At 43.1% G+C, this 22794-nt stretch carries 20 protein-coding genes and 1 pseudogene; 11 read left to right on the top strand and 10 right to left on the bottom strand.

Annotation, left to right across the window (positions count from 1 at the left end; all coding sequences use genetic code 11):
- Positions 1–14: 14 nt before the first annotated feature.
- Positions 15–2282: an ATP-binding protein gene (locus IMZ31_RS19695; RefSeq protein WP_207531239.1), complete on the bottom strand. Its 2268-nt coding sequence runs from the start codon at positions 2280–2282 to the stop codon at positions 15–17.
- 128 nt (positions 2283–2410) lie between these two features.
- On the opposite strand from IMZ31_RS19695, the gene IMZ31_RS19700 reads away from it, so the two are divergent.
- The 3 genes and pseudogenes from IMZ31_RS19700 to tnpB all read left to right on the top strand — a co-directional run bounded on the left by IMZ31_RS19700 (position 2411) and on the right by tnpB (position 5928).
- A complete protein-coding gene (locus IMZ31_RS19700) occupies positions 2411–3694 on the top strand; it encodes a methyl-accepting chemotaxis protein (protein ID WP_207531240.1) in 1284 nt (427 codons plus the stop codon).
- Between the two features lie 60 nt (positions 3695–3754).
- Positions 3755–4576, top strand: a complete 822-nt coding sequence (locus IMZ31_RS19705) for a dCTP deaminase/dUTPase family protein (RefSeq protein WP_207531241.1) — start codon at positions 3755–3757, stop codon at positions 4574–4576.
- Between the two features lie 142 nt (positions 4577–4718).
- A pseudogene (gene tnpB / locus IMZ31_RS19710) lies at positions 4719–5928 on the top strand (IS200/IS605 family element RNA-guided endonuclease TnpB).
- A 530-nt stretch (positions 5929–6458) separates the two neighbouring features.
- Here tnpB and IMZ31_RS19715 read toward each other — a convergent pair.
- Positions 6459–8051: an RNA-guided endonuclease TnpB family protein gene (locus IMZ31_RS19715; protein ID WP_207531242.1), complete on the bottom strand. Its 1593-nt coding sequence runs from the start codon at positions 8049–8051 to the stop codon at positions 6459–6461.
- A gap of 411 nt (positions 8052–8462) precedes the next feature.
- Between IMZ31_RS19715 and IMZ31_RS19720 the strand changes: the two genes are divergently transcribed.
- Positions 8463–8945 (top strand): hypothetical protein, encoded by a 483-nt coding sequence (locus tag IMZ31_RS19720; protein ID WP_207531243.1) that lies wholly within the window; start codon positions 8463–8465, stop codon positions 8943–8945.
- A gap of 38 nt (positions 8946–8983) precedes the next feature.
- Here the strand turns inward: IMZ31_RS19720 and IMZ31_RS19725 are convergent, their stop codons facing one another.
- Positions 8984–9616, bottom strand: coding sequence for a zinc metallopeptidase (locus IMZ31_RS19725; protein WP_207531244.1), 633 nt, complete (start codon positions 9614–9616; stop codon positions 8984–8986).
- Positions 9617–9703: 87 nt separating this feature from the next.
- On the opposite strand from IMZ31_RS19725, the gene IMZ31_RS19730 reads away from it, so the two are divergent.
- The gene (locus IMZ31_RS19730; protein WP_207531245.1) at positions 9704–10285 is read left to right on the top strand and encodes a ribonuclease H1 domain-containing protein; all 582 of its coding nucleotides are present in this window, start codon (positions 9704–9706) and stop codon (positions 10283–10285) included.
- Positions 10286–10313: 28 nt separating this feature from the next.
- Here IMZ31_RS19730 and IMZ31_RS19735 read toward each other — a convergent pair whose 3' ends face one another.
- Together IMZ31_RS19735 and IMZ31_RS19740 are read right to left on the bottom strand one after the other, a co-directional pair.
- A complete protein-coding gene (locus IMZ31_RS19735) occupies positions 10314–11324 on the bottom strand; it encodes a WxL protein peptidoglycan domain-containing protein (RefSeq protein ID WP_207531246.1) in 1011 nt (336 codons plus the stop codon).
- Positions 11325–11398: 74 nt separating this feature from the next.
- A complete protein-coding gene (locus tag IMZ31_RS19740; RefSeq protein ID WP_207531247.1) occupies positions 11399–11989 on the bottom strand; it encodes a WxL domain-containing protein in 591 nt (196 codons plus the stop codon).
- Positions 11990–12131: 142 nt separating this feature from the next.
- Between IMZ31_RS19740 and IMZ31_RS19745 the strand changes: the two genes are divergently transcribed.
- Both IMZ31_RS19745 and IMZ31_RS19750 read left to right on the top strand, forming a co-directional pair.
- Positions 12132–13388, top strand: a complete 1257-nt coding sequence (locus IMZ31_RS19745) for a hypothetical protein (RefSeq protein WP_207531248.1) — start codon at positions 12132–12134, stop codon at positions 13386–13388.
- Positions 13389–13471: 83 nt separating this feature from the next.
- Complete coding sequence (locus IMZ31_RS19750) at positions 13472–15172, top strand: glycoside hydrolase family 13 protein (protein ID WP_207531249.1); 1701 nt, start codon at positions 13472–13474, stop codon at positions 15170–15172.
- Between the two features lie 554 nt (positions 15173–15726).
- Here the strand turns inward: IMZ31_RS19750 and IMZ31_RS19755 are convergent.
- Positions 15727–15972, bottom strand: a complete 246-nt coding sequence (locus IMZ31_RS19755; RefSeq protein WP_207531250.1) for a hypothetical protein — start codon at positions 15970–15972, stop codon at positions 15727–15729.
- A gap of 250 nt (positions 15973–16222) precedes the next feature.
- On the bottom strand, positions 16223–17452 hold the full coding sequence (locus IMZ31_RS19760; protein ID WP_207531251.1) for a helix-turn-helix domain-containing protein: 1230 nt from the start codon (positions 17450–17452) through the stop codon (positions 16223–16225).
- 141 nt (positions 17453–17593) lie between these two features.
- On the opposite strand from IMZ31_RS19760, the gene IMZ31_RS19765 reads away from it, so the two are divergent.
- Together IMZ31_RS19765 and IMZ31_RS19770 are read left to right on the top strand one after the other, a co-directional pair.
- A complete protein-coding gene (locus tag IMZ31_RS19765) occupies positions 17594–18331 on the top strand; it encodes an SIR2 family NAD-dependent protein deacylase (protein ID WP_207531252.1) in 738 nt (245 codons plus the stop codon).
- Between the two features lie 53 nt (positions 18332–18384).
- Positions 18385–18636 (top strand): hypothetical protein, encoded by a 252-nt coding sequence (locus tag IMZ31_RS19770; RefSeq protein WP_207531253.1) that lies wholly within the window; start codon positions 18385–18387, stop codon positions 18634–18636.
- A 48-nt stretch (positions 18637–18684) separates the two neighbouring features.
- Here the strand turns inward: IMZ31_RS19770 and IMZ31_RS19775 are convergent, their stop codons facing one another.
- The 3 genes from IMZ31_RS19775 to IMZ31_RS19785 form a co-directional block, all read right to left on the bottom strand.
- Positions 18685–20283: a class I SAM-dependent methyltransferase gene (locus tag IMZ31_RS19775; RefSeq protein WP_207531254.1), complete on the bottom strand. Its 1599-nt coding sequence runs from the start codon at positions 20281–20283 to the stop codon at positions 18685–18687.
- Positions 20284–20382: 99 nt separating this feature from the next.
- A complete protein-coding gene (locus IMZ31_RS19780) occupies positions 20383–21066 on the bottom strand; it encodes a hypothetical protein (protein WP_207531255.1) in 684 nt (227 codons plus the stop codon).
- Positions 21067–21189: 123 nt separating this feature from the next.
- Positions 21190–21597: a hypothetical protein gene (locus IMZ31_RS19785; protein WP_207531256.1), complete on the bottom strand. Its 408-nt coding sequence runs from the start codon at positions 21595–21597 to the stop codon at positions 21190–21192.
- A gap of 255 nt (positions 21598–21852) precedes the next feature.
- Here IMZ31_RS19785 and IMZ31_RS19790 point away from each other — a divergent pair, with 255 nt between their 5' ends.
- Positions 21853–22062 carry a hypothetical protein gene (locus IMZ31_RS19790; protein ID WP_207531257.1) on the top strand — a complete coding sequence of 70 codons (210 nt, stop codon included), beginning with the start codon at positions 21853–21855 and terminating at the stop codon, positions 22060–22062.
- Between the two features lie 318 nt (positions 22063–22380).
- On the top strand, positions 22381–22788 hold the full coding sequence (locus IMZ31_RS19795; protein ID WP_207531258.1) for a hypothetical protein: 408 nt from the start codon (positions 22381–22383) through the stop codon (positions 22786–22788).
- The last annotated feature ends 6 nt before the right edge of the window (positions 22789–22794 follow it).

A 22794-nucleotide genomic window follows, 5' to 3' on the forward strand; every position in this document is an offset into this window, starting at 1 on the left:
TTTTGTTTGGTGCGTTAAGCTAAGAATTGGCTTGAATTGTAATTGGTAATAAAGCTTCCATAATGCGACTTCATCATATTGGCTACGGTTGTTTCATGTTCTTTCGATTCATCTTCTAATAAAAGCTGGTAATACAGGAATAGACTGTGGGTATACACATTCATAATAAATTGATTTTTTAAGGATTCGACCTGCTCTTTGCTCATGTTTCGGTGAAGTTTTTGTTGGAGTGTATCCGCATCGAGGTTAATGGCAATATGAGACAATCCTTTTCCTTCCCCTGGCACAAGTTTCGCAATGTCCCTTTCGTCCCAGTGATAATTTTTCCACGTGCTGTCGCCGTGTTCTGGATTTCGTGTCACACGAATAATGTCAGGAAGGTTCAGTTTTGGCTGACGTTTCGGGGTGCTTTTTTTCTTTGGTGGTGTCATTTTCACCTCAATAAGGGAAAGATGGGTACTGTTGTTCCGATCCAGTTCTACGCCGAGCAGAATTTCATCTTCTGTATTCAGGACTTCTTTCGCTCCGAGGCTGATTCGAGCAATGGAACCCTTTCGTTCTTTTTTGATATCGAAGAGATCTTCCGCTTTTGGTGATGGTATTCCCTTCTCCTTTTTTTCATCCGCATCGAAACGAGCGGATCGGGAAGGGCGGTATTCCAGGAGGCGAACGTGAACGTCACCATGATCTTCAGTAATCCGCAACGGGTCGCTTACCTCTATATCCAAAACCGTTCGACCTCCGAGAGGCATCCCTTTCGAGAAGGTGTCCCCCTCCTTCAGATACGTGACGGCTTGTTGCTTTTTCAAAAGAGGAGACGGTTGAGCAGGCGAGGATGAACCGTTCATCTCAAGCGATAAACCCGCTTCCCGAAGAGCTCTGGTCAGCTCCTTGTTCATGCGGATATTCCCCATCACTTTACGGAGAAGGTCTTTGGTCGTTCCATCCGTTTTCCCGCCTAACTTGCTTCGTCTTTCTTTCTCCAATTTCTGAAGCGTTGGGTCCTCGGCAAGTTCTTTTTTTAAAGTGTCGAGAAGACGGATAAAATGAACGGACTCTCGCACATTTCCTCTCGAAGAAGAGAAAATGTCTTCTGTATAAGGGAGGTCAGAACAGTTCACGTGAACAAGCATCGAATCACGAAGCATCTTATACCCGATTTCCTGCGAAATGAAGCTGCGCGGAAGGTCTCCTTGCGTCTGCCCATTCAGGGTAAACAAAACACTTCGGTTTCCAATATAGGTTTTGCGCGGAACAGTGTCCTGAAACACATAAACCTCAACAGGAACATCTCCAAACGGTGCTACCTGGAGGGTAAACGGAAGGCGAAGCTCAACATCCTCCATATGTTGTCGGATCACCGCTTGATTCCCTACGACTCTCTCATGACGATGTTTCTTTTTAGTGAAACGCGTTTCTGTAAGCGTCACAGGTAACGGTGCCTGAAATAAAAGGGCATCCATTTCCGTTTTAAGGGACTTGGTTACGTCTCCTGAGAGGCCTTTTTCTAATCCATAACTAAACATTTTGACAAGCGTGCCTTCCCTGAACACCCCTTTTTTTAGCGGGATCACTGTGTCTTTTGTATCAAAGGTCGGAATATTTCCGTTCAGGGTGAAATATTCAAACCACGTGTTGCGGTGGTTTTTCGCTTCCTCTTTTGTTAATTCATGACGACGAATAATGCTCCAGGCGGCTTTTGTACCCGCTTCAAAAGGAGACTTACTCGCAATAATCTGGTAACGCCCGCCTTCAAGGAAGTTTAAGACGGCGCTTGATCCCATGTTGAAGACGCCTTGCGTAAATTTGGTGGCACTTTTGTTTCCTGCCATGAGGGATAAAAACGTTTCTTTAAATTTATTAAGCGGTTGGCCGATCCCGTTATCGAAAACGGTCAGGTTCGGATAGCCTTCGTCTCCTTCAGCAATGATTTGAATGTCTTCAGCTAACTGCGAAAGCAGCGTTCCGTCCATATCTTCGTTCATATCTACATTATAAAATCGTTTCAGGGCTTCTTTCAGCGATGTAGGTGCATCTTGTGACTTCGGGTCTAATCCATGTTCTATGCACTTTCGTTCAAGCAGGGCGTCGACCGCGTTCATGACTTTCTCATTTATCGCACGAACGCTGTTTGTCGTTTGGGCGGATACAATCGATAAATTCTCCTTTGTTCCCCCAAGTGGTTTCCAGTTGTTCCTCTCCTTAAAGAAACCTGTTTCCATAAGACTCTCCAACTCTTCAGCGTTTTTCCCGTTCCAAAGCTGTTCAAACAATGATGTCATATGAATCGCTCCCTCGATGTTGGTGTTGTAATCCCAATCATCATACCTTATCTTTTTTCCTAAACGCATGAAAAAATTGACTTTTTTCCACGGTTGAAGTAAACAAGAAGCGGAAGGGGGTGCAGGGTTTGATTACATTAGGGCAATACATGTTGAGGACGTTTGTTTCGGCCTTTCTTGTCGTTTTCTTTTTAGCCGCTCCTTTAATTACTCGTTTCCTCGTTCCAGGAGCAGGTTTATCCACCTATATCACGGGCAGCTTTTTTATAGGAATGCTTGGAGGATTGGTGGGGGTTATGGTTTCTTATGTCAATTATAAGCGTTTTATCCGTCCTTCTGAACACATCCTCGAAGCCCTTTCTTCTATCGGGAGAAAAGATTTGACGGTTCGGGTGGATGAGGCAGAAACAGGTTATTTAAAGGCTGTGAGCGGAACTCTGAATCGGACCACGCATCTTTTAGAAGATCACATGAAACGCATGCAGGAACATGCGGAAATCATTAACGCAACGTGCAGCAAACAAATTCACCAGATGGACTCGCTTCATCAGGCAAATGAAACGGTTCGAACGACCGCTAAAAAAAACGAGGAGGAAGCTACTCGTGTTCTGTCCAACATCCAAACGCTGAACATGTTCATGCATGATTTGAACAGTCAGACAGAAGAGGTTACCTCCTCAACGCGCCAGGTGATGGAACATACGGAAAAGATCGATGAAACCATCAGGAAACAGAGCATATACACAGAAGAAACGGAAACCTCTATCGTACACCTGGATGACCGTTTCCAGGATGTTGAAACATTAATGGTGTCGTTTAACGAACAAATGAAAACCATCACTTCCATTGTTCATATGATTCAGAACATATCGGAACGCACGAACCTCCTCTCTCTTAACGCAAGCATAGAGGCAGCCCGTGCAGGGGATCAGGGGAAGGGGTTTGCCGTTGTGGCCAATGAAATTAAACACCTCGCTAACCAGTCTTCTGAATCTGCCCTTGATATCGAAACCATTATCAGCTCTCTCTCAGAGAAAAGCGAAGGGATAACCGAAATCATGAAGCGCGAACGGGTCCGTGTTCACGAAACCAAAACATCTTTTGTCCACATGAAAGAGCGCAGTGATGATATTAGCCACTATATCAAACAGGCCGTCGAACAAATGACTGAAATTCTGACAGGTACGTCTCATGTCGGCGAAGGGGTCGAGCAAGCGAGCCTTGAGTTAAACGAAGCTACCCTTTTCGTTGAGAATCATACCAAACAATCAGGCATTATTCAGGAGACCGTTCACAAAACTGCGGAAGAATTAGAACATTTCAATGCGCACATCAATGCGTTGTCAGCTCTTTCAAAGGAATTAGAGGACTATACCGATTCCTATACCACAAAGAACAAAAGCACCCGCTAAAAGGGTGCTTTTTTGATCGGATGTTTTGTACGATATGGTAATCTACTTAGGGGTGATAGGATGAAAAAAATAAACGGGGCCAGAATCAAAACCCAAAAAGGCGACATGCCAAGACGTTCAACAATCGGGAGTGCAGGGTTTGATATTTTCGCGTGGGAGGATGTCCATGTTAAACCAGGGTCGTTCACAACGATCACGCTTCCTTTCTCCATTGAAGGGGGAGAAGAGAATCAAACCGTCTCGTTTTTTGTTCGAAGTTCTTATGGAATCAAAAAAGGGCTCCGTCTTTCAGAAGACGGGGACATAAGAGTGCCTGGGATCACCAAAAAATCCTACGAGCCTTTCGTCCTCCATCTGCATAATGTACGCGATGAACATTTACATATCCCTAAAGGAGAACACTTCATTCAAATGGTGATCGGGGATCACGAAACGAACAGGGCACCACTCCTCATAGAAGAAGTCAGTGATACAGAGAAAGAAAAATCCTCAAGCGTCAAAGGGCACGTCGAGGAGTCTGGGCAGGATGGCTTTTATTACGTCATTGATGAAGAGATCACTTTCGGACCTAAGGAACAAAAAGTAATCCCAACAGGTTTAAAGGGCAAGGTGGAAGAAGGGACCTGGTTAAAAGTTATTCCGCATATTCATGTTCGCCCTTTCTTGATGCTTGCCAATCAGGTTGGGGTTGTGGATTGTGATTATTACAATAACTCCAAAAATGAAGGAAATCTGTTCCTCGCACTCGTCAATACAACCGACGATGATATTCGAGTGATCCCTGGGACGACGCTTGTTTCCCTGTCAGCACACCCTTATCTCGTCGCAGAAAATGAAATTCAGACCAATCGAGTACGGGAAGGTGGAAGCGGTACCACTTAAAACGAGGAGACATCCTCGTTTTTTTATCATTTCTGGCCAGAAGACTCCCTCTTCAAAATCAACATTTAAGGGGGAGATGAATGGCTGGGGGCTGGAATATTTTGATGTTTTCCTCCTATAATAAGAACAAGGAGGTCACGACATGGAACCATCGCTAAACCATAAAGCGTACAAATTCCGTCTATACCCAAATCAAGCCCAACAGACGTTGTTCCACAAAACGTTCGGTTGTGTTCGCTTTGTGTATAACCACGTGTTAGACCTCCAAATTGAGAACCGTAAAACCACGGGGAAATTTCGATCGAAAACAGAAACGATTAAAACCCTCCCTTTCTTGAAGAAACGGTATTCATGGCTTAAAGAGGTGGACTCGATCGCCCTTCAGGCGACACTTGAAGACCAATCCGAAGGGTTTGAACGATTTAAGGATAGGAAGAAATCTGAAACGCGTAAGTCTGCCCTTAGAAAGCAGCGCAAGTACGGCTACACGCCAGAAGAGAAAGATTTGAAAACGCACCCTGTTTTTAAATCGAAGAAAAATCCTGTGGCGAGTTACACCACCAAAATGGTGAACAACAACATTAAATTGGAAGGCAATCGTATTCATCTGCCGAAGGCAGGCTGGATGCGTTTTTCAAAGTCCCGCGAGATCGAAGGACGTATTTTAAACGCAACGGTCAGACGAATTGCAACAGGAAAGTACTATGTGTCGATTTGCTGTGAAATCAATCAATCCCTTCTGACTCGCCTTGTTTCAAACGACATGATCGGATTAGATTTAGGGTTGAATCATTTTGTCGAATGGCGAGAAAGTGGGGAATCCAAGGTTTTTACGCCAACATGAGAAACGTTTAGCGTTTCTCCAGCGTGCCCTGGCACGAAAAGAAAAAGGAAGCAGAAACTATCTTAAAAACAAACGAGCGATCGCTCGTATCCATGAGAAAATCACGAACAGAAGACTCGATTTTGAAAACAAGCTAAGCACTCGGCTGATTCTCGAAAACCAAGGGATTGCTGTCGAGAGTTTAAAAGTCCAGAACATGACCCCAAACAAGAAACTGGCTAAAAGCATTAGTGATGCTAGCTGGGGTTCATTCGTAGCTAAATTAAAATACAAAGCAGAGTGGCACGGACGTGCCTTTGTTCCAGTGCCAGCACATTTCCCGTCAAGCCAGCTCTGCTCTTCCTGTGGGGTTCAAAAACCTGAAGTGAAAGGGCTAAACGTACGGGAGTGGACATGTAAGCATTGCGGAGCGACCCATGATCGGGATATCAATGCCAGCAAGAACGTACAAAAAGAAGGCCTGCGCCTTCTTACGGAACCAACCGTCGGGACGACGAGGATAGCTTAGTAACTAAGCACCAGAAGGTGCTTTTGCCTAAGAATCCCTATCCTCAAAACGCGAAGCGTTTAGGTGGGGGTAGTTCAAAGTGATAAAAAGAGAAAGGAATTCAGAAAGATGAAACTCTACCTATGGCTATATAAAGCGATTCACGAGCATCAACGTGAAAAGCTTTTGCTTTTTCAAATGAGATGTTCCCCCTCGATGAATCGAAACGAATTAATTCAGCGCGCCTCTTCATTTTTGGATCTGAGACCAGATGATGAGGTTATGTGTGTTTATTGTGATGAGCGAAAAACAACAGGGTGATCCTTTTGCGACCCTGTCTGCCACCAATTATTTCTGGAAGAAAACGATGATTCGTGAACCTCTCGGCATTTGAAATACCGAGCATCCCCTGTTTTTTCAATCGAACCGTCCGTATAGAAGCAACGCATTCAACCGAGAAACAAAGGGTAGCACCTTCGGATTGACCCTTACGGGTGTCTCGAAGATTGTCTTCTTAATAATAAGGATAAGAGGTTCATGTGGTTACCAGCTTAAGCCGATAACTTCTGTATATAAGCCTTATGCCGTTTTCGGTTCAACGCCTTGATCCGATCATGGCGTTTTTTCTTGTCGTAGGCATAATCCTCAGTAATTTTTTCTAGTTCCGCGTCTTGAGCCCGCAGGGCGATATTAACGCTAGCATTGTAATCGGCATCGGACGTATGAGAGCACACGGTACATTCAAACGCCTTTCCGTTTCGATTACAATCGTCAATATGATGACAAACAGGACACGCTTTAGACGTATAAGCAGGGTCGACTTCTTTAAAAGCGATTCCCTTCCAATCAAGTTTTTCTTGCAGTTTCCCGATTAGTTTTCCTCTGATCCAGGAGGAGTCTCGTCTGTTGTTCGTTTTCCCGCGATCAAATTCTGTCAGGTCAAGCGATTCCATCGCCACCAACACCTTACGGTTTTGAACGGCTCCCATCACTCCGTTTACAGCTTCGTTTAGCCTTCGGTTGACCTCATGAGCATAGACACGTCGGCATTTGGATACCTTTTTCTGCCCGTGTAACATGGAAGCCATGCGATGGATTTTCTCACGTAAGACAGCTTTACGTTCTTCTGTAACCCCGTCCCTGTGTAGCTCTTTTTGATAGGATCTCATTTTATTTCGAAGGTTAGAACGCATGTGAAGCTTCGGCTGCACCTTTTCATTATAAAAATGGTCCATCCCTTGGAAACTCCCGTATGGATTGCCCTCTGACGAATATAATAAATCGGTTATCCCTGCATCCAGACCGATCACGTTTTTCGTTTTATAGACTCTCGTTTTCTTTTTAAACGGTACGGTAACTTTCAGTTTTCCATTCTGAAGCGAAAAAGAGGGAGAACCCATTTTATATTGATCCAAACGTCTTACCCCTGTACGGCTGCCCTTTACGGGCATCTCAATCCATTTTGAACTCCCCAGCAACTTCACTCGGAGGACATAATCACTACAAGTATCCTCTGATTTTTCGAGCGAACAGACTCGTGTGTCCAGTTGTACGGTTGCCTTTTTAATGAAAGGAACCTTCCAGTTTTCGAGTTTTTCCCTATACAACATACGGACGTCTTCTCGGTGCTGGCGTCGTTCCTCCTCCGAGAATCCTAATAGGGCTTTAAGCAGATCTTGATAGAATTGAAGGGTTTCCTCTTGAGGTTTTTTCTTATCCTGTTCGTATTGGAGGAGCTTTTGAAGGGTTTCCATTTCATCCTCATCCCGAATACACGCATGGAACAGTCCGATGGACTGAAGGTAAGGTTTAAGGTGTTCTTCGTGACGAACGACATACCCATACAGTTTGTTTTTGATGCGAATAAGATGATTATGAAGTTCTTTAACGGCGTAATCTATGGCGTTTTGCCCATATCCCGAACCAAGGGTGTGGGTATGTCGTTTCGCTTTTTCAAGCCCTCTGAATCGAGGAGACTTAGGGTTATTGTTCAGGAGATCAAGGGTGTAGGCTTCATCCTGAACCATCTCGCTTATAAAGAAGTTGACAAGCGATGTGAAAGCTTTTTGGGTTTCTTGGAAATGCCCCCCTTTAACCTTCGTTGGGGTTCCATATAAAAAAACAGACTTCGTTTTGGTGGCCATGCTTACCCTCCTTATTTCATACATATAGTATATGTGGAAAAAGCTATTTTTATAACGTCGAAAAAAGAAACCAACCCCAACATATGGTCGCTTTCATCTCGGCATTGAAATACCGAGGATTCCCGCTTGTCTACCTAAAGGAATGCGTCATCCAAACGAACAAAAAGCAACGGAATTTTCCGTTGTTTTTTTTGTCGGAATCATGGAGGGAGGGCTCCCTGAAGAAACAAATAAAACGTGGCATGTAAGAAAAAACCCTTTTTTTATAGATATTCATAGGTTTTCGTATATAATCCCTCCGAACATGAATCTGGGGAGGTTCATGCGCACCAAACACAAATAACAGAAAGAAAGGTTGATCCGCATGCTGGTTTTGACTACTGAACGCAAAATACTAGAGGAGGGATTTACTTGACTAAATTCGTCATAAGTTTGTTGATTGTTGTACCCTTGGTTTTATTGTTGCCCGTACCCCCGTTTGTAGGAATTGCTGGAGGAATTGGAGTAATGGCAACGTTTACGGTTTCCCTTGAAACCCTTATCCAATTCTTTGAGAACCGCATCTTGCCATTGTTTAAAGGAGGGAAACCTATACATCGAAAGACTTCTTTATCCCCCACGCCCACTACTCCCGCTATCAGCTACTACTTGAACCCAGAACATTTCACTTCTATTGGTACCATTCGAGTTTATAAAGAAGACGGGGAAGAGAAAAAGTTCCAAAACGTGAACAGCCAAACGTTACTCGGAATCTCATTCTCTTACATTATGAGCAGCAGCAGTGTTGTTCATGTTGAAATGGAAGATATTAGAACGATCGACGGGTTTGCATCGAAAATCGAATTTTCGATGGATACCATGAGAGAAATTGCTTCAACCACACAAGATAAATAAAATTCAAAAAGCAACAAGCTGTTTAGCCTGTTGCTTTTTCACACGCGTCCAAACCGAAAGCAATCCACCAGGTAATGGATGGTATGGAGGTGCGATAGTCTTTTCACTCTTTTCCTTTCTTCCTCGTCTAACATTCCGTAATCGTTTATGAGATAGATGGCTCTTTTGTTCGCATTGATTTCTGGTAAGAAGACATATAAAAGAGAAAGAAAGACCATAACCCCATATCCGAATCCTATCCACATGAAGCTATCGAACCCTGTGAAAACGTGAGCGAATAGGAAGAGAATGCATAACACTCTTATGCCTACAAAACTGTTATGGGCGATGGTAACCCATGTCTTGAGAAAAGGAGCATCTCTGTGTTGAAGGAAGTGGCCCCACTCGTGAAGCACAATCCAGGTTCGGTAAGGGTCCTCTTCATGCCATACATCACGGCTAAAAATAAGCGTGTTCCTGTGAGGATCATAAGCACCGTAATATCGATGCGTGCCCTCTATTTCAAAAGTAGGTAAAACGCCTTTTGAATTCTTCTGCACCCAACCCATCACCTTAGAGCCTTTGATTCTCATATTGTGGTTAGAAGCCATGTTTTCCCCGTACGTTAAAAACCTTTTTTGCAAGACTTCATACAATATGCGTATTCCTATCCAAGCAAGGATCCAAATCATAGAACGAACCCCTTTTTTCTACTAGTCTATGCCCTATTCTCTCTATGTTGACTATAATAAGGAAAACATAACAAAAAGGGGATCCATATGGCTAAAACAAAATTTTATGTGGTGTGGAAAGGCAAAACTCCAGGCATTTATTTCACATGGAATGAATGTCAGGAACAGACAAAAGGATACAAAGGAGCAGAGTTCAAATCTTTCCCGACGCTCCAACAAGCGGAACAAGCTTATCATAATGAAAGCCCTGTTGGTCCTGAAGACTTTATTGAGAGGAGTGTGTCCGTTGATGCCGCTTGCAGCGGAAATCCAGGTGTGATGGAGTATCGGGGTGTCGAAACAGATTCAGGAAACGTATTGTTTGAAGGCGGCCCCTATCCTGTTGGAACCAATAACATTGGGGAGTTTCTCGCTCTGGTTGAAGCCATGAGCTACCTTCATCAAAGCGGTGATCTCCTGCCGATTTATACAGACTCCAAAACCGCCATCAGCTGGGTGAAGAAAAAGGGTGTCAAAACCAATCTGGAGCGAAACGAGGACACTGAAACCCTTTGGAGCGACATCGAGCGGGCAACGGAGTGGCTCAAAACCCATGACTACAAAGGTTCTATATTAAAATGGGAAACAGAAAAATGGGGCGAAGTCAAAGCAGATTATGACCGTAAATAAGAAGAAAACCACCGATGATTGGTGGTTTTTATTGCTTCGTTTTTTTCTTGTTTTTGTATAGAATCCATACCAGCGCTGCAAGCAAAACGAAAAGAATCACCCATATCCCAAACGGGGTTTTGTTTTTGACGACCACGGGATCCGTTCGATTCTGGTTGTCTTCTATGTACTGATTAACCTTTTTCTCCCCTATTGTGAAAGGAATCTTTCGTTCATGCGATTCCCCCTCCAACTCGTAGGTAAGATGCAGCTGGTATTCACCTGCTTTTACGTCACCATTCCAAAAAAGAGGGTACTGAATCCATGTAGAAGGAGCCATTTTGATTTGCTTCACATTTGTTTCAAAAACCACGGAATCCTTATCGTCCATGACGTTGTATTGAACATTTGTTATACGCGAAATAGTCGGGGATAGGTTTTTCCAGTTGATGAGAAGATTCATGTCTTTCCCTGCATAAGAGGTATAGGCATCTTCTGCTTTTACGTTCGGTTCCTGATCATTCACATGGAGTACAATCGCCATGGCATACGCAAACGTGCTCTCAATTTCAAACCGAACATCCCCTTCCTCCACTGACGCTTTTTCTTCTTCGAATTGAGGTCGGAACAAAAGCCCTCCGACAAACGTTCCGTCTCCTTCTTCAGGAACCGTCACGGTAACAGGGATTTTTTTCGTTTCGTTCACTCCCAACGTGATCTCTTTTTGAATTTTAATTCTTTCTTTCATCTTATAACGATCATCCCAGAATCCCGTAAATTCTGTTTCGTCTTCAACGGTGTACTGAATTCCTCCGTTTTTCGTGGTCAGTCCGTTCGTTCCGTCCATTTTAATCACGATGGGGGCGTTAGTGTTGTTTCGGAGCTCAACAGTCAAATCCATTGTTTCCCCGTGTTCAGCACGCAAAGAAAAATAACCTGAAACGCCCTTTTTTTGATCCTCCGTCAGAACAGGGATGGCGCTGAATGAAGGTTGCTCTTCAGCATGAACGAACTTAGGAATGCACAATAAGAATAGAAATATACCAATCCATTTTTTCACCTTTTATCACCTCGTTACCCCTATTAGGACAAAAATGAAAAAAACCCACGAAAGACTGTGAGTTTTTTTTGGTCCTACGGGCCTGTGACAATCGTCCAGGTGATGGTAGAGTTGAACACCGTAGGAGTTTCACCTGGGTCTACAACGTTACCAGCTGTATCCACATCTAAACTTAAAGCATTTACTGGGAAATCAATATCAAATGAACCAAGGCCGTCATTCACAGCCGCTGTCACGATTTCAACAGCGCCCGAGTCAATGGTCCAAGGAGCCGCACCTGAAACAACAGGGAGACCCGATGATCCGTCTGTTTGTACAATAGAGCTGATGCCGTTCAATTTAAATGTGTTGGTTGGTAAGGTTAATCCTAATCCGCCCGTTTGGGTGAATGGGGTTGCCTGCATGTTAATATGCCACCCTTCTCCTGTCCCGCGGTAATCCCGTGCCACCAATGTCCCTAGTGACAGATTGACAGTCTGAGTGGTTCCGTCTACTGAAATGGTTCCAAAATCAACGTTTGCGTTTGGAGAAACAATCTCAAGGTTTCCTGCCTGAATCGATACCTGTGCGTCCGTTGTATCTGTCGTAGCAGCAAAACTTGTTGATGAAAGTCCAAACATCAAACCCAATGCCAGTACTCCTGAAGTGATTCTCTTAAAATTCATCTTTAACACCTCCGTGTGCTCTTACTATATAAAAAGTTACCCTCTTGTCAAAACTTTTCCTTACATTTTCTCGTATTTATCTCTTCTCTATCTCCTGAAGGGGCATCTATACTATGGAAAGAACGATTAAGGAGGCGACAGAATGAGAGAGTTGGAACCTATTTTCCAAAAAGCAGTTGAAGTCAAGCGTATCAACGATCGCGCTGAAAAAAAGGGAGACAATCATAAGAAAAAAACAAATACTGCTGCCACCGTTAAAGGGGACTACCACACAGAACATATGTCAAAAGAGCTGTATACACTCATCAACCGTTACAATTTTCACGTGACATCTTATACGAAGACGCTTGAGTGGGATGAACATGATTGTGATCCCATTCTGGAAGTGTACCAATGTTCTTATAATAATTGGTTATTTGACATTGAACATATCGCTGATTATGAGATACCAGAAGGGATTTATGCGGTTCGGCGATTGCGTAACGGCGAGACAGGTGAAGAATTGGAGTTTTACTGTGACCTTGGTTGCCGCAACACAGGAGAAAGATGTCGTGAGGACTTTCTCTCCTTTTTGCACTACGAATCAAACGAGAGCTTTACGCGTGATATTTATCGTCATTATCTCCAAATACCTGTTCTGCTCCGCAACAACGGGTATGGGATCGAGGAAAAGGGCTTTCATTTCAGCCTTAACCGACCGAAAGGATATCTGAAACTTTCTGATCGCCTTTTTGTGAAAGTGTACCGAGAATGGCACGATGAATTTCAAGTCGTGGTCACCAATGACAGCAGGTGGAATGTAAATAGTAATAATTACAACCTGCGCGACTCTATGGCTTACTATGTTTCATATAAAAGCGACACAGATATCCTTTCGCTGATCGAAAACATCGAAGCTTTTAAACAGCATAAGGAAGGAAAACGAGGGTTTCTGGAAGATGGCGTGTATTACAATGAAACCCATATCAAAGGGTTCTTCAAAGAAATCCGCGGACAAAGAACGGACGAAGACTACTATCGGGACGAATGGAACCACCGTTTGGTTGAGCTTGTGAATCCGCCTCGTCATTACAGCAGAGGACACAATGAAGAACGGTGCACGTACCCGAACCTATACAAGGGGTTACACTTCCACTATGAGAAAAGCCTTGTATTTAACGGACCTACCGTCAACCGAAGCGATATCACATTTTGTTACGACTTGCGAAAAGATAAGAAACGATGCATTCTCGTAATTAAAAATCGTCTATACCCTGAAGATGGTCTTCGTCACGGAGATCAGGAAGAGGTCATTCAGTATGAGCACAGGGGATCGTTCACAGAATGCATGAGGGTATTAAAACAATACGTTCTTCGAATGTTTGAAATCAATGAGATTCCTGTGAAAGAGGGCGCATAATGCGGTCTCTTTTTTATGACCACAGGATTCATTGAAAAAACTTGAAATAGGAAGACTATATTGTTGCAGAAAGGAGAGGTTTTATGGAAGTGACAAGTCTCTATCATCAGCCTAAAAATCATTATGCCTATCCCCTTACAACTGAAACGGTTCATCTTCGTTTTCAAAGCAAAAAGGGCGATGTGGAAACGGTTCTGATTCATGCTAAAGATCCGTTCACTTGGGAGGAAGGAGGCTGGGTGTCAGTGCCGATCTCCATGACAAAAATCGGCTCTGATGAGTGGCTCGATTACTGGCAGGCCGACGTGTCTCCCCCATTCCGCAGGCTTGAGTACCACTTTGAAGTAAAAGGATATGAAAAATCCGTTTACTTTACAGAAGGAGGCGTTTTCCTTGAAGAGCATCACATGAGGGATCCGTTTAAGTTTCCTTTTATCAATGAAGCTGATGTGTTCACCCCTCCCCGCTGGGTCAAGAACACCGTCTGGTATCAAATTTTCCCAGAACGATTCTATAACGGAAATCCCGATCTGTCACCAGACGGGGTAGTACCATGGGACTCAGAGCCAACACCAGATCATTTTATGGGCGGAGATCTAGAGGGTGTGATTCAGAAACTCGATTACTTGAAAGAACTTGGGATCACAGGGCTTTATTTTTGTCCGATTTTTGAGGCCGCATCCAATCATAAATACGATACAACGGATTATAAAAAAATTGACCCTCATTTCGGGGATACAGAAACCTTGAGAACGCTTGTCCAAGAAGCACATAAACGAGGAATGCGCATCATGCTCGATGCCGTGTTCAACCACTCTGGCTATTATTTTCCTCCATTCCAGGATGTTTTAAAAAACGGAAAAGCTTCCCTCTATTACGACTGGTTTTACATCCAGGATGAAAGCGTTGTCACAGACCCGCCTAATTACGACACCTTCGCTTTTACAGGCATGATGCCAAAGCTCAGAACATCAAATCCTGAGGTTCGGGATTACTTACTTGAGGTCGCCCGTTACTGGATTGAAACGTGTGATATTGACGGCTGGCGTCTTGATGTTGCCAATGAAGTGGATCATGCTTTCTGGCGTGATTTCAGAAGGGTTGTGAAAGGAGCAAAGCCTGATGCCTACATACTGGGAGAGATCTGGCACAACAGCATGCCGTGGCTTCGGGGCGATCAATTTGACGCCGTGATGAATTACCCGTTTACGAACCTTGTATTGGATCTGGCGGGTTCGGCAACGGACGGAGAATCATTTATTCAGCGGCTCCATAAACTGCGATTCAGTTATCCTGATCCAGTCCACGCCGTTTCCTTCAACATGCTTGGAAGTCATGACACAGAGCGCGTCTTAACCCGACTCCATCATGATAAACGGCGTGTTAAATTGGCCTACTTTTTACTCCTGACCTACACAGGTTCTCCTTGCGTGTATTACGGAGATGAAATCGGGATGCACGGGTACAATGATCCAGGGTGCCGCAAAGGCATGATCTGGGCCGAAGAGAAACAAGATCGAGAAATGCGCGATTGGATGACCGCTCTCATCCGATTTCGTGCTTATAACGGCCCCTTGTACGGTCAGGGCGAAAGGATCTATGAAAACGGCGGGCTTCTTTATATAGAGGGAAGCAAAACGATTATTATTAATCCAACGGATCACCACCGAGTGGTTGCAAGTCCAGAAAAGCGGACAAAAAATGTGTTCGGTGAAGTCCATTATGACGGTATTTCCTTCCACATTCCGCCATTTGGGTTTGTCGTACTGGAAGAAGAAAAGTAAAGGGCCATTAAGTAATTCATATACTGCGGAGAAAATCTAAATCAACATGTGAAATGACACACAAAAAACCCACTTTTACCACCACAAAGAATAAAAATAGCAAACAAAAACGCTTGGGTGATAATTACCCAAGTGTTTTTTATAGCGGCTCCTTCTACTAAAACACCCGTTACTTTAGGATAAAATTTATTTTTCAGGCATTTTATAAGTTATAGGACTATTATTTCCTTCCTGAATCTTCGTGTATATTTGATTAAGAATTTCAGTTGCTCTCTCGTTCGAATCATACTTCCCAATTGTTTTTCCCCAATGGGTAAAGAAACTACTGCTTACAATACTATCAATATATTTCCCCTTAACCGTAATCTCTTTTACGTTAACCAAACTTTTTTTGTTTTGTTCGTTTTACTTGCACTAACCTGCCCTGTTAGTTGAATAACGTTTCCTGATTCGCTTTACCATATTAATGTCAAAAGTCCTCTAAAACATAGTATTGGTGATGCAAATTTACATGCAGTTTACCCTGCAATTTCGACTACATTCGCGGTTTTTGTTTATTTTATCTGTCTCCACCAGTTTAAAGCCGCTTCTTCAGGTGTGTTCTCAGTGGAGTTGCGTAAGCTGTATTCACAAAAGTCTGTCCATGAATGGTTCCCTTCCGTCATCCTGAGGTAATCATTGAGTCTTGGGAGCCATATCGTATCTTCCTGGTAAACCGCACGGCTCATATCGGCAAACGAACACAGTCTCGGGTTTTGTTGGCGCAGGGGAATCAAAAGGCTCGCTTTCGTGCTGTTCAACTCACCTCCCCCGTCCCGATTACACAGCATAGGGTTAAACAAATACACCTTCTCGTAGTGATGTCCGCAGATTGTGTAGACATTGCACATCAGCAAACAATCGTCACAGGGCGACTCCTCCGAGCACTCGCAGTAACTTGCATTCAGTATAAAATGGTCTCCCAGTTTTGGTTTCCATTGCTGCTGTAAAGACGGTTCATGGGCACATGCGATTTTATACGCGTCCGTAAACTTCATGGAATCATCCTTTCTAGGCAATGCCAATTGCTGTTGCCGATTCTTCGAACCTGTCATCCATCGTAAAGGATGAGGTTTTCTTTAAATGATGAAGGGTATTCAGCACCATTTCGTACGGTCCCCCTTCGCGCCCTGTTCGTAGCATTTCTACATCTTTTTCAAACGATGGCAATCGGTCAATGTGAACCGAAAGTTTCCCTTCAATGGAGGACGCGTACCTTTTAGCCAGATGAAGCGCTCCCTGAAGAATCGTTGAACATTGCGTTTTCGCAACATGTGCGACGCCGTCTTTTTTAACATGGTAATAAAACGACCCGTACGAGTGGTGAGCGTAGCCGATTTCAATCCGAGTATCGTGAGACGGGAGAGGGCGTGATGGGCTTTTTTTCTTTTTTTTCTGATAGGTTCGGCTTTTTTTATGGGCTTCTCGGTAGGCTCCCTTGAAGAGGGGTTGGTTTGCATACACAAAATGGAGAGAATCGCCAAAAGACGCCGCCAGTTGTTTGATTTGATTCATGAGATGAACATAAGGCTCCGTTTTCATCCATTTGAACTGAGGGAAGGTGTTGTCTGCCATACTCCTTATAAAATCCGTCTGATCTGTCCCTATCGTAATCGGTTTTCCTCTGTATTCTTTGGCGATCAGGAGTGCATCCCGTATCGCGTAGTATTCTGAAGCGATCTTATTGTGGTCGGGCGCAGGATACGAGTAGGAGTAGGTCTTCTTGCATCTATCTTTTGTGACCACTACCCCTGTTCCAAACACCTGTCTTTTTTCGTCGTGAGACCCGTCGGCCGTTATAATCACGTTACCTGTCGATTGATCACAGGAGGTTTTGTTCTGGTTAGGGTAAGAAAGTTTCTTTCTCCTCTTGCCTATCGGAGACCGCAAATAGTCCAACACATCCTCTCGATGAAAGAACCGTTTTCTTCCGATTTTGACGTAAGGAAGCCCCTGTTCACACAACCGATACAACGTACTTTCCCCGATTCCCAGAAAGGATTGTATGGATATTTTCGATACATAGTCCCGTATCGTTCGGCCCTTTTCGTCTTTAAAAGAACGTTCAAGCCCTCTCTGTTTTGTATGACGGGGGAAAAGAAAGCGCTCCACTTCTTCTCTTACAAACCGAAGTTGTTTTCCGATCTTTAAATGAGGCATTCCGTTTTCGATCAGCAATTTAAGTTTCGTTTCTGTGATATTGAATTCTTTTATAATATCATGAGGTGTTCTGAGATTCACCTGACCACATCCCTCTTCTGATTTTCTTTATTATAGCGAAAAAGAATGGCAAAACGACGAGTTATAAGAGAAAACCTTTCTCTTTTCTGGGTTTTGCCTTATAAAATAGAAAAAGGGAGTACGATATAAAGAGGTGAGAGAATGAAAGCAAGAGCGTTATGTCAAGAGGCAACATCCATCGTCGTCTTAACGGGAGCTGGCATGAGCACCGATAGCGGGATTCCTGATTTCCGATCTTCAGATGGGATGTATAGGGAAAACCCTGAATCCATCCTTTCAAGAGAGACGTTTTTCCAAAAACCAGATCTTCTGTACCGATTCCTGCATGAAAAATTTTGGTGCCAAACGCCCGCTCCGAATCGAGGGCACTTTTTACTTAAAGAGTGGGAAGACAAGGGGAAAGAAATGACCATTTTCACTCAAAATATAGATGGCCTTCACAGGGTAGCGGGCAGCCAGCACGTTACCGAGTTTCACGGGAATCTTAAAACCGCTACATGCACCAATCCGAAGTGCGGAAAAAAGGTTGAGATGAAGACATTGTTCGATATAATGGATCAGGATCCCCGCTATTACATGTGTGACTGCTCGAAAAGTACAACGAAACGCTATTACAAACCAGATATTGTGCTTTACGGGGACCATGTCGGGACCCGTTCCTTTATGAGTGAAGCAAGAGAAACTGTATGGGGCGCTGATCTCCTCCTTGTTCTCGGCACAAGTCTTAACGTTTACCCGTTCGCTGATCTCGTTCGGTATCGAAATAAAAAGAACCCGACCATAATCGTATCAAAAGGACCCACTCCTTTCGACAGGGAAGACGATATCATAAAAATTGAGGCGAATATTGCGGAAACACTTCAAATCTTGTCGCCATGACAGAACGAAGATGGTATAATTATCCACAAACACCCTACGAAAGGAATGGTCCCATGAACTTGGCCCAAGAAACCATTCAATCCCTCTATGATAAAAAACGCCGCGTCGAGGCCCGTTTTTTCCCACTTATGACGGAATATGTGAAACGTTCCCACCCGTGCGCGGAGCATGTTCACGTATTGGATGTATTGGACGGGACGATTATTTTGGCCTTCCATCATAATGGAACACCCTCTGTTGCATACATGCCACTAGCGTACATATTTGATGAATCATGGCGAGAGGATCAACGAAAATTGTCATAAAGGAAAAAAGAACGGAGCTTTTGCTCCGTTCTTTTTTTTGCGAATGGTTCAAGACGTGATCTTTAACAATTCTTCTCTTTCCACGAAATAATAGGATTGATGCTTCATGACATTTTGATAAGACGTTTCTCCCTCGAAACTCTGAACCACCTCTTGTTCCTCTTTCGTCATGGTGTCGTAATTCTTTTTCCCATAACATGGCGGCAGCCATCCTTTACGTTCTGAACCGAACAGGTTGAACTTATGGAGCAATTCTTTATTTTTGAACTCAATGTGACACGTCCCCTTTTTATAAAACGTGACGGAAAAATATTTCAGGTCGATCTTTTTTGTTTCCTGTTGATCTTGAGCTCTTTTCAATGCCTCTTCCATATCCAGCTCTTCTGTTAGGCCGCCGTCGAGATAATTGAAAACCTTCTCTATGTCTTTTAATTTATCCGTCACTTTGTACCCCGTCAGATTAAACGTTCCCCAAAAGTCATCAAACGCCGATAAGGGGATAATCACTTTTCTGTTAATTTTGTAGGCTTTGTTTGTTTTCCATCCATTATAGAGATGGATATTGCTGCACGTCTCGCTGTAATGGTGTCTGTGGCTGAACTCGTCGAACAGGTTCAGGATCGTCTCTTCCACGCCTTTGATCATTTCTTTGCTAAGCTCGATGCGGATCGTATAAATGTTGAAGTAGGAGAAATCATAATCTTTTAATTTCTCCACTTCCTCCATATACTTTCGCTTTAAATTGCTTGTGAATAACCCCATAAATTGGTCACTGTTAAATAAAGCTTTCCAGTATTTTAGGCGAATTTGTTTAATATACGCATTCTCAAGCGTACTATGTTCTTCATCTTTGTATTCGAGTTCCATCTTCAAAACAGGGGCCTTGCGATAGTCATCATGGAAACTGGCTGCCATGAGAGGCTTTAAGGCGTTGTATTCTTCTATCAATTTTAACCCTGCCCTCACCTCATAATTGTACTGTTGCACAATTCCTTCAATAAAGTCAGCGGGGATCACATCATTCCTATCCTCCTGCCCCTTTTTATCTTTTGGTTCCGCCTTTTTCAACCGTTCCGTGATCAGACTCGTTTGCTCCTTTTTCGGGATGTTGATATAAACAAGAGCCACGTCTACATCGGCCGTTCGTTCAGCACTTTTGAACCCCTCTTCGATAAAGTCAATTACGGCATCATACTGTTCTAATTTTTGAAGTACATCTTTTCGGGTGTTGCTATACGGATTCTTAAGGGTTTCAGCGTTTAACAGGCAAAGGATTTCACCTCCTGATTGTTGCATCTCTAGGGCTTTCAATAAATGTTTGTCACCACTAGAAAACGGAGGATTCATTATAATTGCGTCATATTTTTTGAAGGTGTTAAGTGTCAGAAAATCATCGTGCACCAGCCGATACCCCTCTCCTTTCAAGATGTGTTGCAAGGTTTGGTCCTTTTCAATAACATCAAGATCCACATCCCGATCCTTATTGTTAGATGCCCCTTTCATGTCTTCAAGAATCCTTTTCGCTAAATCCCCTTTCCCAGCACTCGGCTCTAAAACGCTTCGAATACGCTTGAAATTGATCTTCTTTACCATAGCCTGGATCAAATGTTCAGGCGTCGGGTAAAAGTCTCGGTTGTCATTAAACATATTCTCATCCCCAGTCCATAATCATTTATCCTTTATGTATATGCAAATAGGGGCGGGGCTATGAGTCGTTGGAACAAAAAAACGGAGCAGGAAGCTCCGTTACGTGGCTATTTTTTTCTTAAGATGCTGGATGTCGCTCTTCCCGTAAAAGAAGAAGGAATCCTTTTCTGTTGGAATAACAAGAGCTTTTCTCAAATTCAAGGGGAAATCAACCAGCGGGGTTTCTTTTTTGATATGAACATCTTTCATGGCTGCATAATTGGCAGAGTCTTCTGTACCAACGCGGAGCTGAATCCCGCATTTTTGTCCTTTAAAGGTCACCAACAGATCGATTTTTTCTTCAATGTCCTGTTGTAGCGTGAACGCGATCTCGAAGTCTCCTTCTTCTTTGGCAAGATGATAAAAATGAAGATCTCTCATAATGCTTGCGTAAAAACGATCTAAACGGGCCTCAAATGCCTTGTAGTAGACTTTTCCAATGTGGTGGTATATCCAGGTGGAGTTGCATCGGCGGTAGTGGGTTTTAAATTCTTTTTGAGTGGGAAGTTTTTTGTAGTAATAGAGGTAGTAATAAAAATAAGCCGCCATAAGAGGAGGATTCTTTTTGCGTTCGATGGTTTCGTGCTTCTCGCGGTTTGACATATCGAGCTTCATTTTCTCACAAAACGTTTCAATGTCACAGGAGTTCAGGTGAAGAGGGTCGATGTATTCCCGTGCGTCCAGATCTTTAAGGAGTTGGTACACCTTTTTGTGATCATTCAAAATCAATGGTCCTTTCGTCATCTTCCTCATTCCCTTCTTCGTTTCGCGTATTATAAACGGTTCTTGGGAATAAGAAAACAAATATTCTGAATTATTTGTATTTTTCATACATTCGTTTCTAGAAACCTTGCCTTTTGCGTCTTCTTATCGCGCATCCTTTTTCGCGATAGGAATCCAGACCAGGTGCTGAAGGAGAGCTAACAAGAGAAAAAACGCATTGAAACCAAAGAACCTATCGCAGGAACCGAATGAAACAAAGGTCCATTCCGAAAAAAACATGTACCCCGAGAACACAATCGGCAAAATAACAATTCCGTTCCACAGAATATCTTTCCCCATGCCCGTACGATCGTTACTGCTAGGGTTTGTGTAGCGCAAGAAAATACCAAACCCAAACACAACCATGAAGGTGAACAGATTCTGGAGAACAGGGTACCGCCCTACCCCTTCTGCAATCACGTAAGCGTAGCCTGTTATGGACGCAAATCCCGTCCCCGCCACAAGAAAGGCGAGGTTATTGTATCGCAAGACTCGTTTCATTGTCGAATTCATCCTCTTCCTCCTAACGATCTTTTTTCTTATTATAACGGGATTTGCAAAAAAGGAACAAGTCAGGTCGATTGGGCCAGCGCTGTTCACACAGCCATCCGAGAAGGCATGCTGTCATTTGTTGCCCTTCTCGATGCATTCCCCTTTCAGAGAAGCTTGAAAAGGTGCAACAGGCACAGCAAAAGGAAGACCCTTTTTTTCTCAACCTCCTTAACTCTCGTGCTATACTAGTCAAAATATCAAGAGAGGGTGTTTCTTATGAATTTTGTGATGGTTACGTTAACCAAGATGGGTGAAGATGTTACACCTTATGAGACGATTGAAGAAGCTGTCGAGGCAGGGACCCATAGCTTTGATGATGGGTTTGATCCTGATCATGATGATTGCGTCATCTTTGAGCATAAAGGTAACGGAAAATCGATGGAACCTGTATGGAATTACCGCATGCAAACAAAAGGAGAATTATAGACGTTGGATATAAAAAAGCAAAGGGCCCCTTAACGGGTTCGGTTTTGGAGTACAAAAGTTAAATTCACAGTCGTTTTCACACCTTAAATAGCAAGACAATCGTAACTCAATTCACACCCGAAAACGCACAGATATTTGTTATCTGTGCGTTTTTGCGAGATGATTTATGATTTTGATGAAGGTTTATGGGATTTTATGTTAAAATGAATATACGAAACGTAAGTTTGTGAAGGAATGTACTTAAACTAACGAGGCAGGATTGTTGAACAAGGTATATTAAAAAATAAAGAAATAACAAACAGAAATATGGGGGATATTATGAATAAAAGAAAATGGATTAAATGGTTTGCAATAGGAGTTCCAGTCATACTAATTTTGATTTTCGCATTAACTTATGTACCTCATAAAGTTGTAAGTTTAGAGCCAACTAAGGTTTCTAAAATTACTATCTTCGATGGGAATACTGGAAATGAAAGCGTAATAAACGATAAAAAACATATTAACTACATCATTACTAATTTGAGCGATGTAACATTTCAAAAGGGTAAACCTTCTTTTGGGGTTGTGGGTTATAGTTTTAGAACAACTATTTTTGATGATGAAGGAAAAGGAATTAAAGAGTTAACAATCAATTCAAGTAATACGATTAGATACAATGGATTTTTCTATAAGTCAGAAGATAATGCCATTGATTATGATTATATTAAAGGTTTAGTTGATAAATAAGGTTCT

It is taken from the genome of Pontibacillus sp. ALD_SL1, from assembly GCF_017355605.1.

Excerpts from the sequence above, each read along its gene's own strand:
- IMZ31_RS19785 (WP_207531256.1), bottom strand. The coding sequence starts at position 21,597 with ATGAATTCGACAATGAAACGAGTCTTGCGATACAATAACCTCGCCTTT.
- IMZ31_RS19790 (WP_207531257.1), top strand. The coding sequence starts at position 21,853 with ATGAATTTTGTGATGGTTACGTTAACCAAGATGGGTGAAGATGTTACA.
- IMZ31_RS19730 (WP_207531245.1), top strand. The coding sequence starts at position 9,704 with ATGGCTAAAACAAAATTTTATGTGGTGTGGAAAGGCAAAACTCCAGGC.
- IMZ31_RS19725 (WP_207531244.1), bottom strand. The coding sequence starts at position 9,616 with ATGATTTGGATCCTTGCTTGGATAGGAATACGCATATTGTATGAAGTC.
- IMZ31_RS19765 (WP_207531252.1), top strand. The coding sequence starts at position 17,594 with ATGAAAGCAAGAGCGTTATGTCAAGAGGCAACATCCATCGTCGTCTTA.
- IMZ31_RS19705 (WP_207531241.1), top strand. The coding sequence starts at position 3,755 with ATGAAAAAAATAAACGGGGCCAGAATCAAAACCCAAAAAGGCGACATG.
- IMZ31_RS19745 (WP_207531248.1), top strand. The coding sequence starts at position 12,132 with ATGAGAGAGTTGGAACCTATTTTCCAAAAAGCAGTTGAAGTCAAGCGT.
- IMZ31_RS19775 (WP_207531254.1), bottom strand. The coding sequence starts at position 20,283 with ATGTTTAATGACAACCGAGACTTTTACCCGACGCCTGAACATTTGATC.
- IMZ31_RS19770 (WP_207531253.1), top strand. The coding sequence starts at position 18,385 with ATGAACTTGGCCCAAGAAACCATTCAATCCCTCTATGATAAAAAACGC.
- IMZ31_RS19780 (WP_207531255.1), bottom strand. The coding sequence starts at position 21,066 with ATGACGAAAGGACCATTGATTTTGAATGATCACAAAAAGGTGTACCAA.
- IMZ31_RS19715 (WP_207531242.1), bottom strand. The coding sequence starts at position 8,051 with ATGGCCACCAAAACGAAGTCTGTTTTTTTATATGGAACCCCAACGAAG.
- IMZ31_RS19795 (WP_207531258.1), top strand. The coding sequence starts at position 22,381 with ATGAATAAAAGAAAATGGATTAAATGGTTTGCAATAGGAGTTCCAGTC.
- IMZ31_RS19740 (WP_207531247.1), bottom strand. The coding sequence starts at position 11,989 with ATGAATTTTAAGAGAATCACTTCAGGAGTACTGGCATTGGGTTTGATG.
- IMZ31_RS19695 (WP_207531239.1), bottom strand. The coding sequence starts at position 2,282 with ATGACATCATTGTTTGAACAGCTTTGGAACGGGAAAAACGCTGAAGAG.
- IMZ31_RS19750 (WP_207531249.1), top strand. The coding sequence starts at position 13,472 with ATGGAAGTGACAAGTCTCTATCATCAGCCTAAAAATCATTATGCCTAT.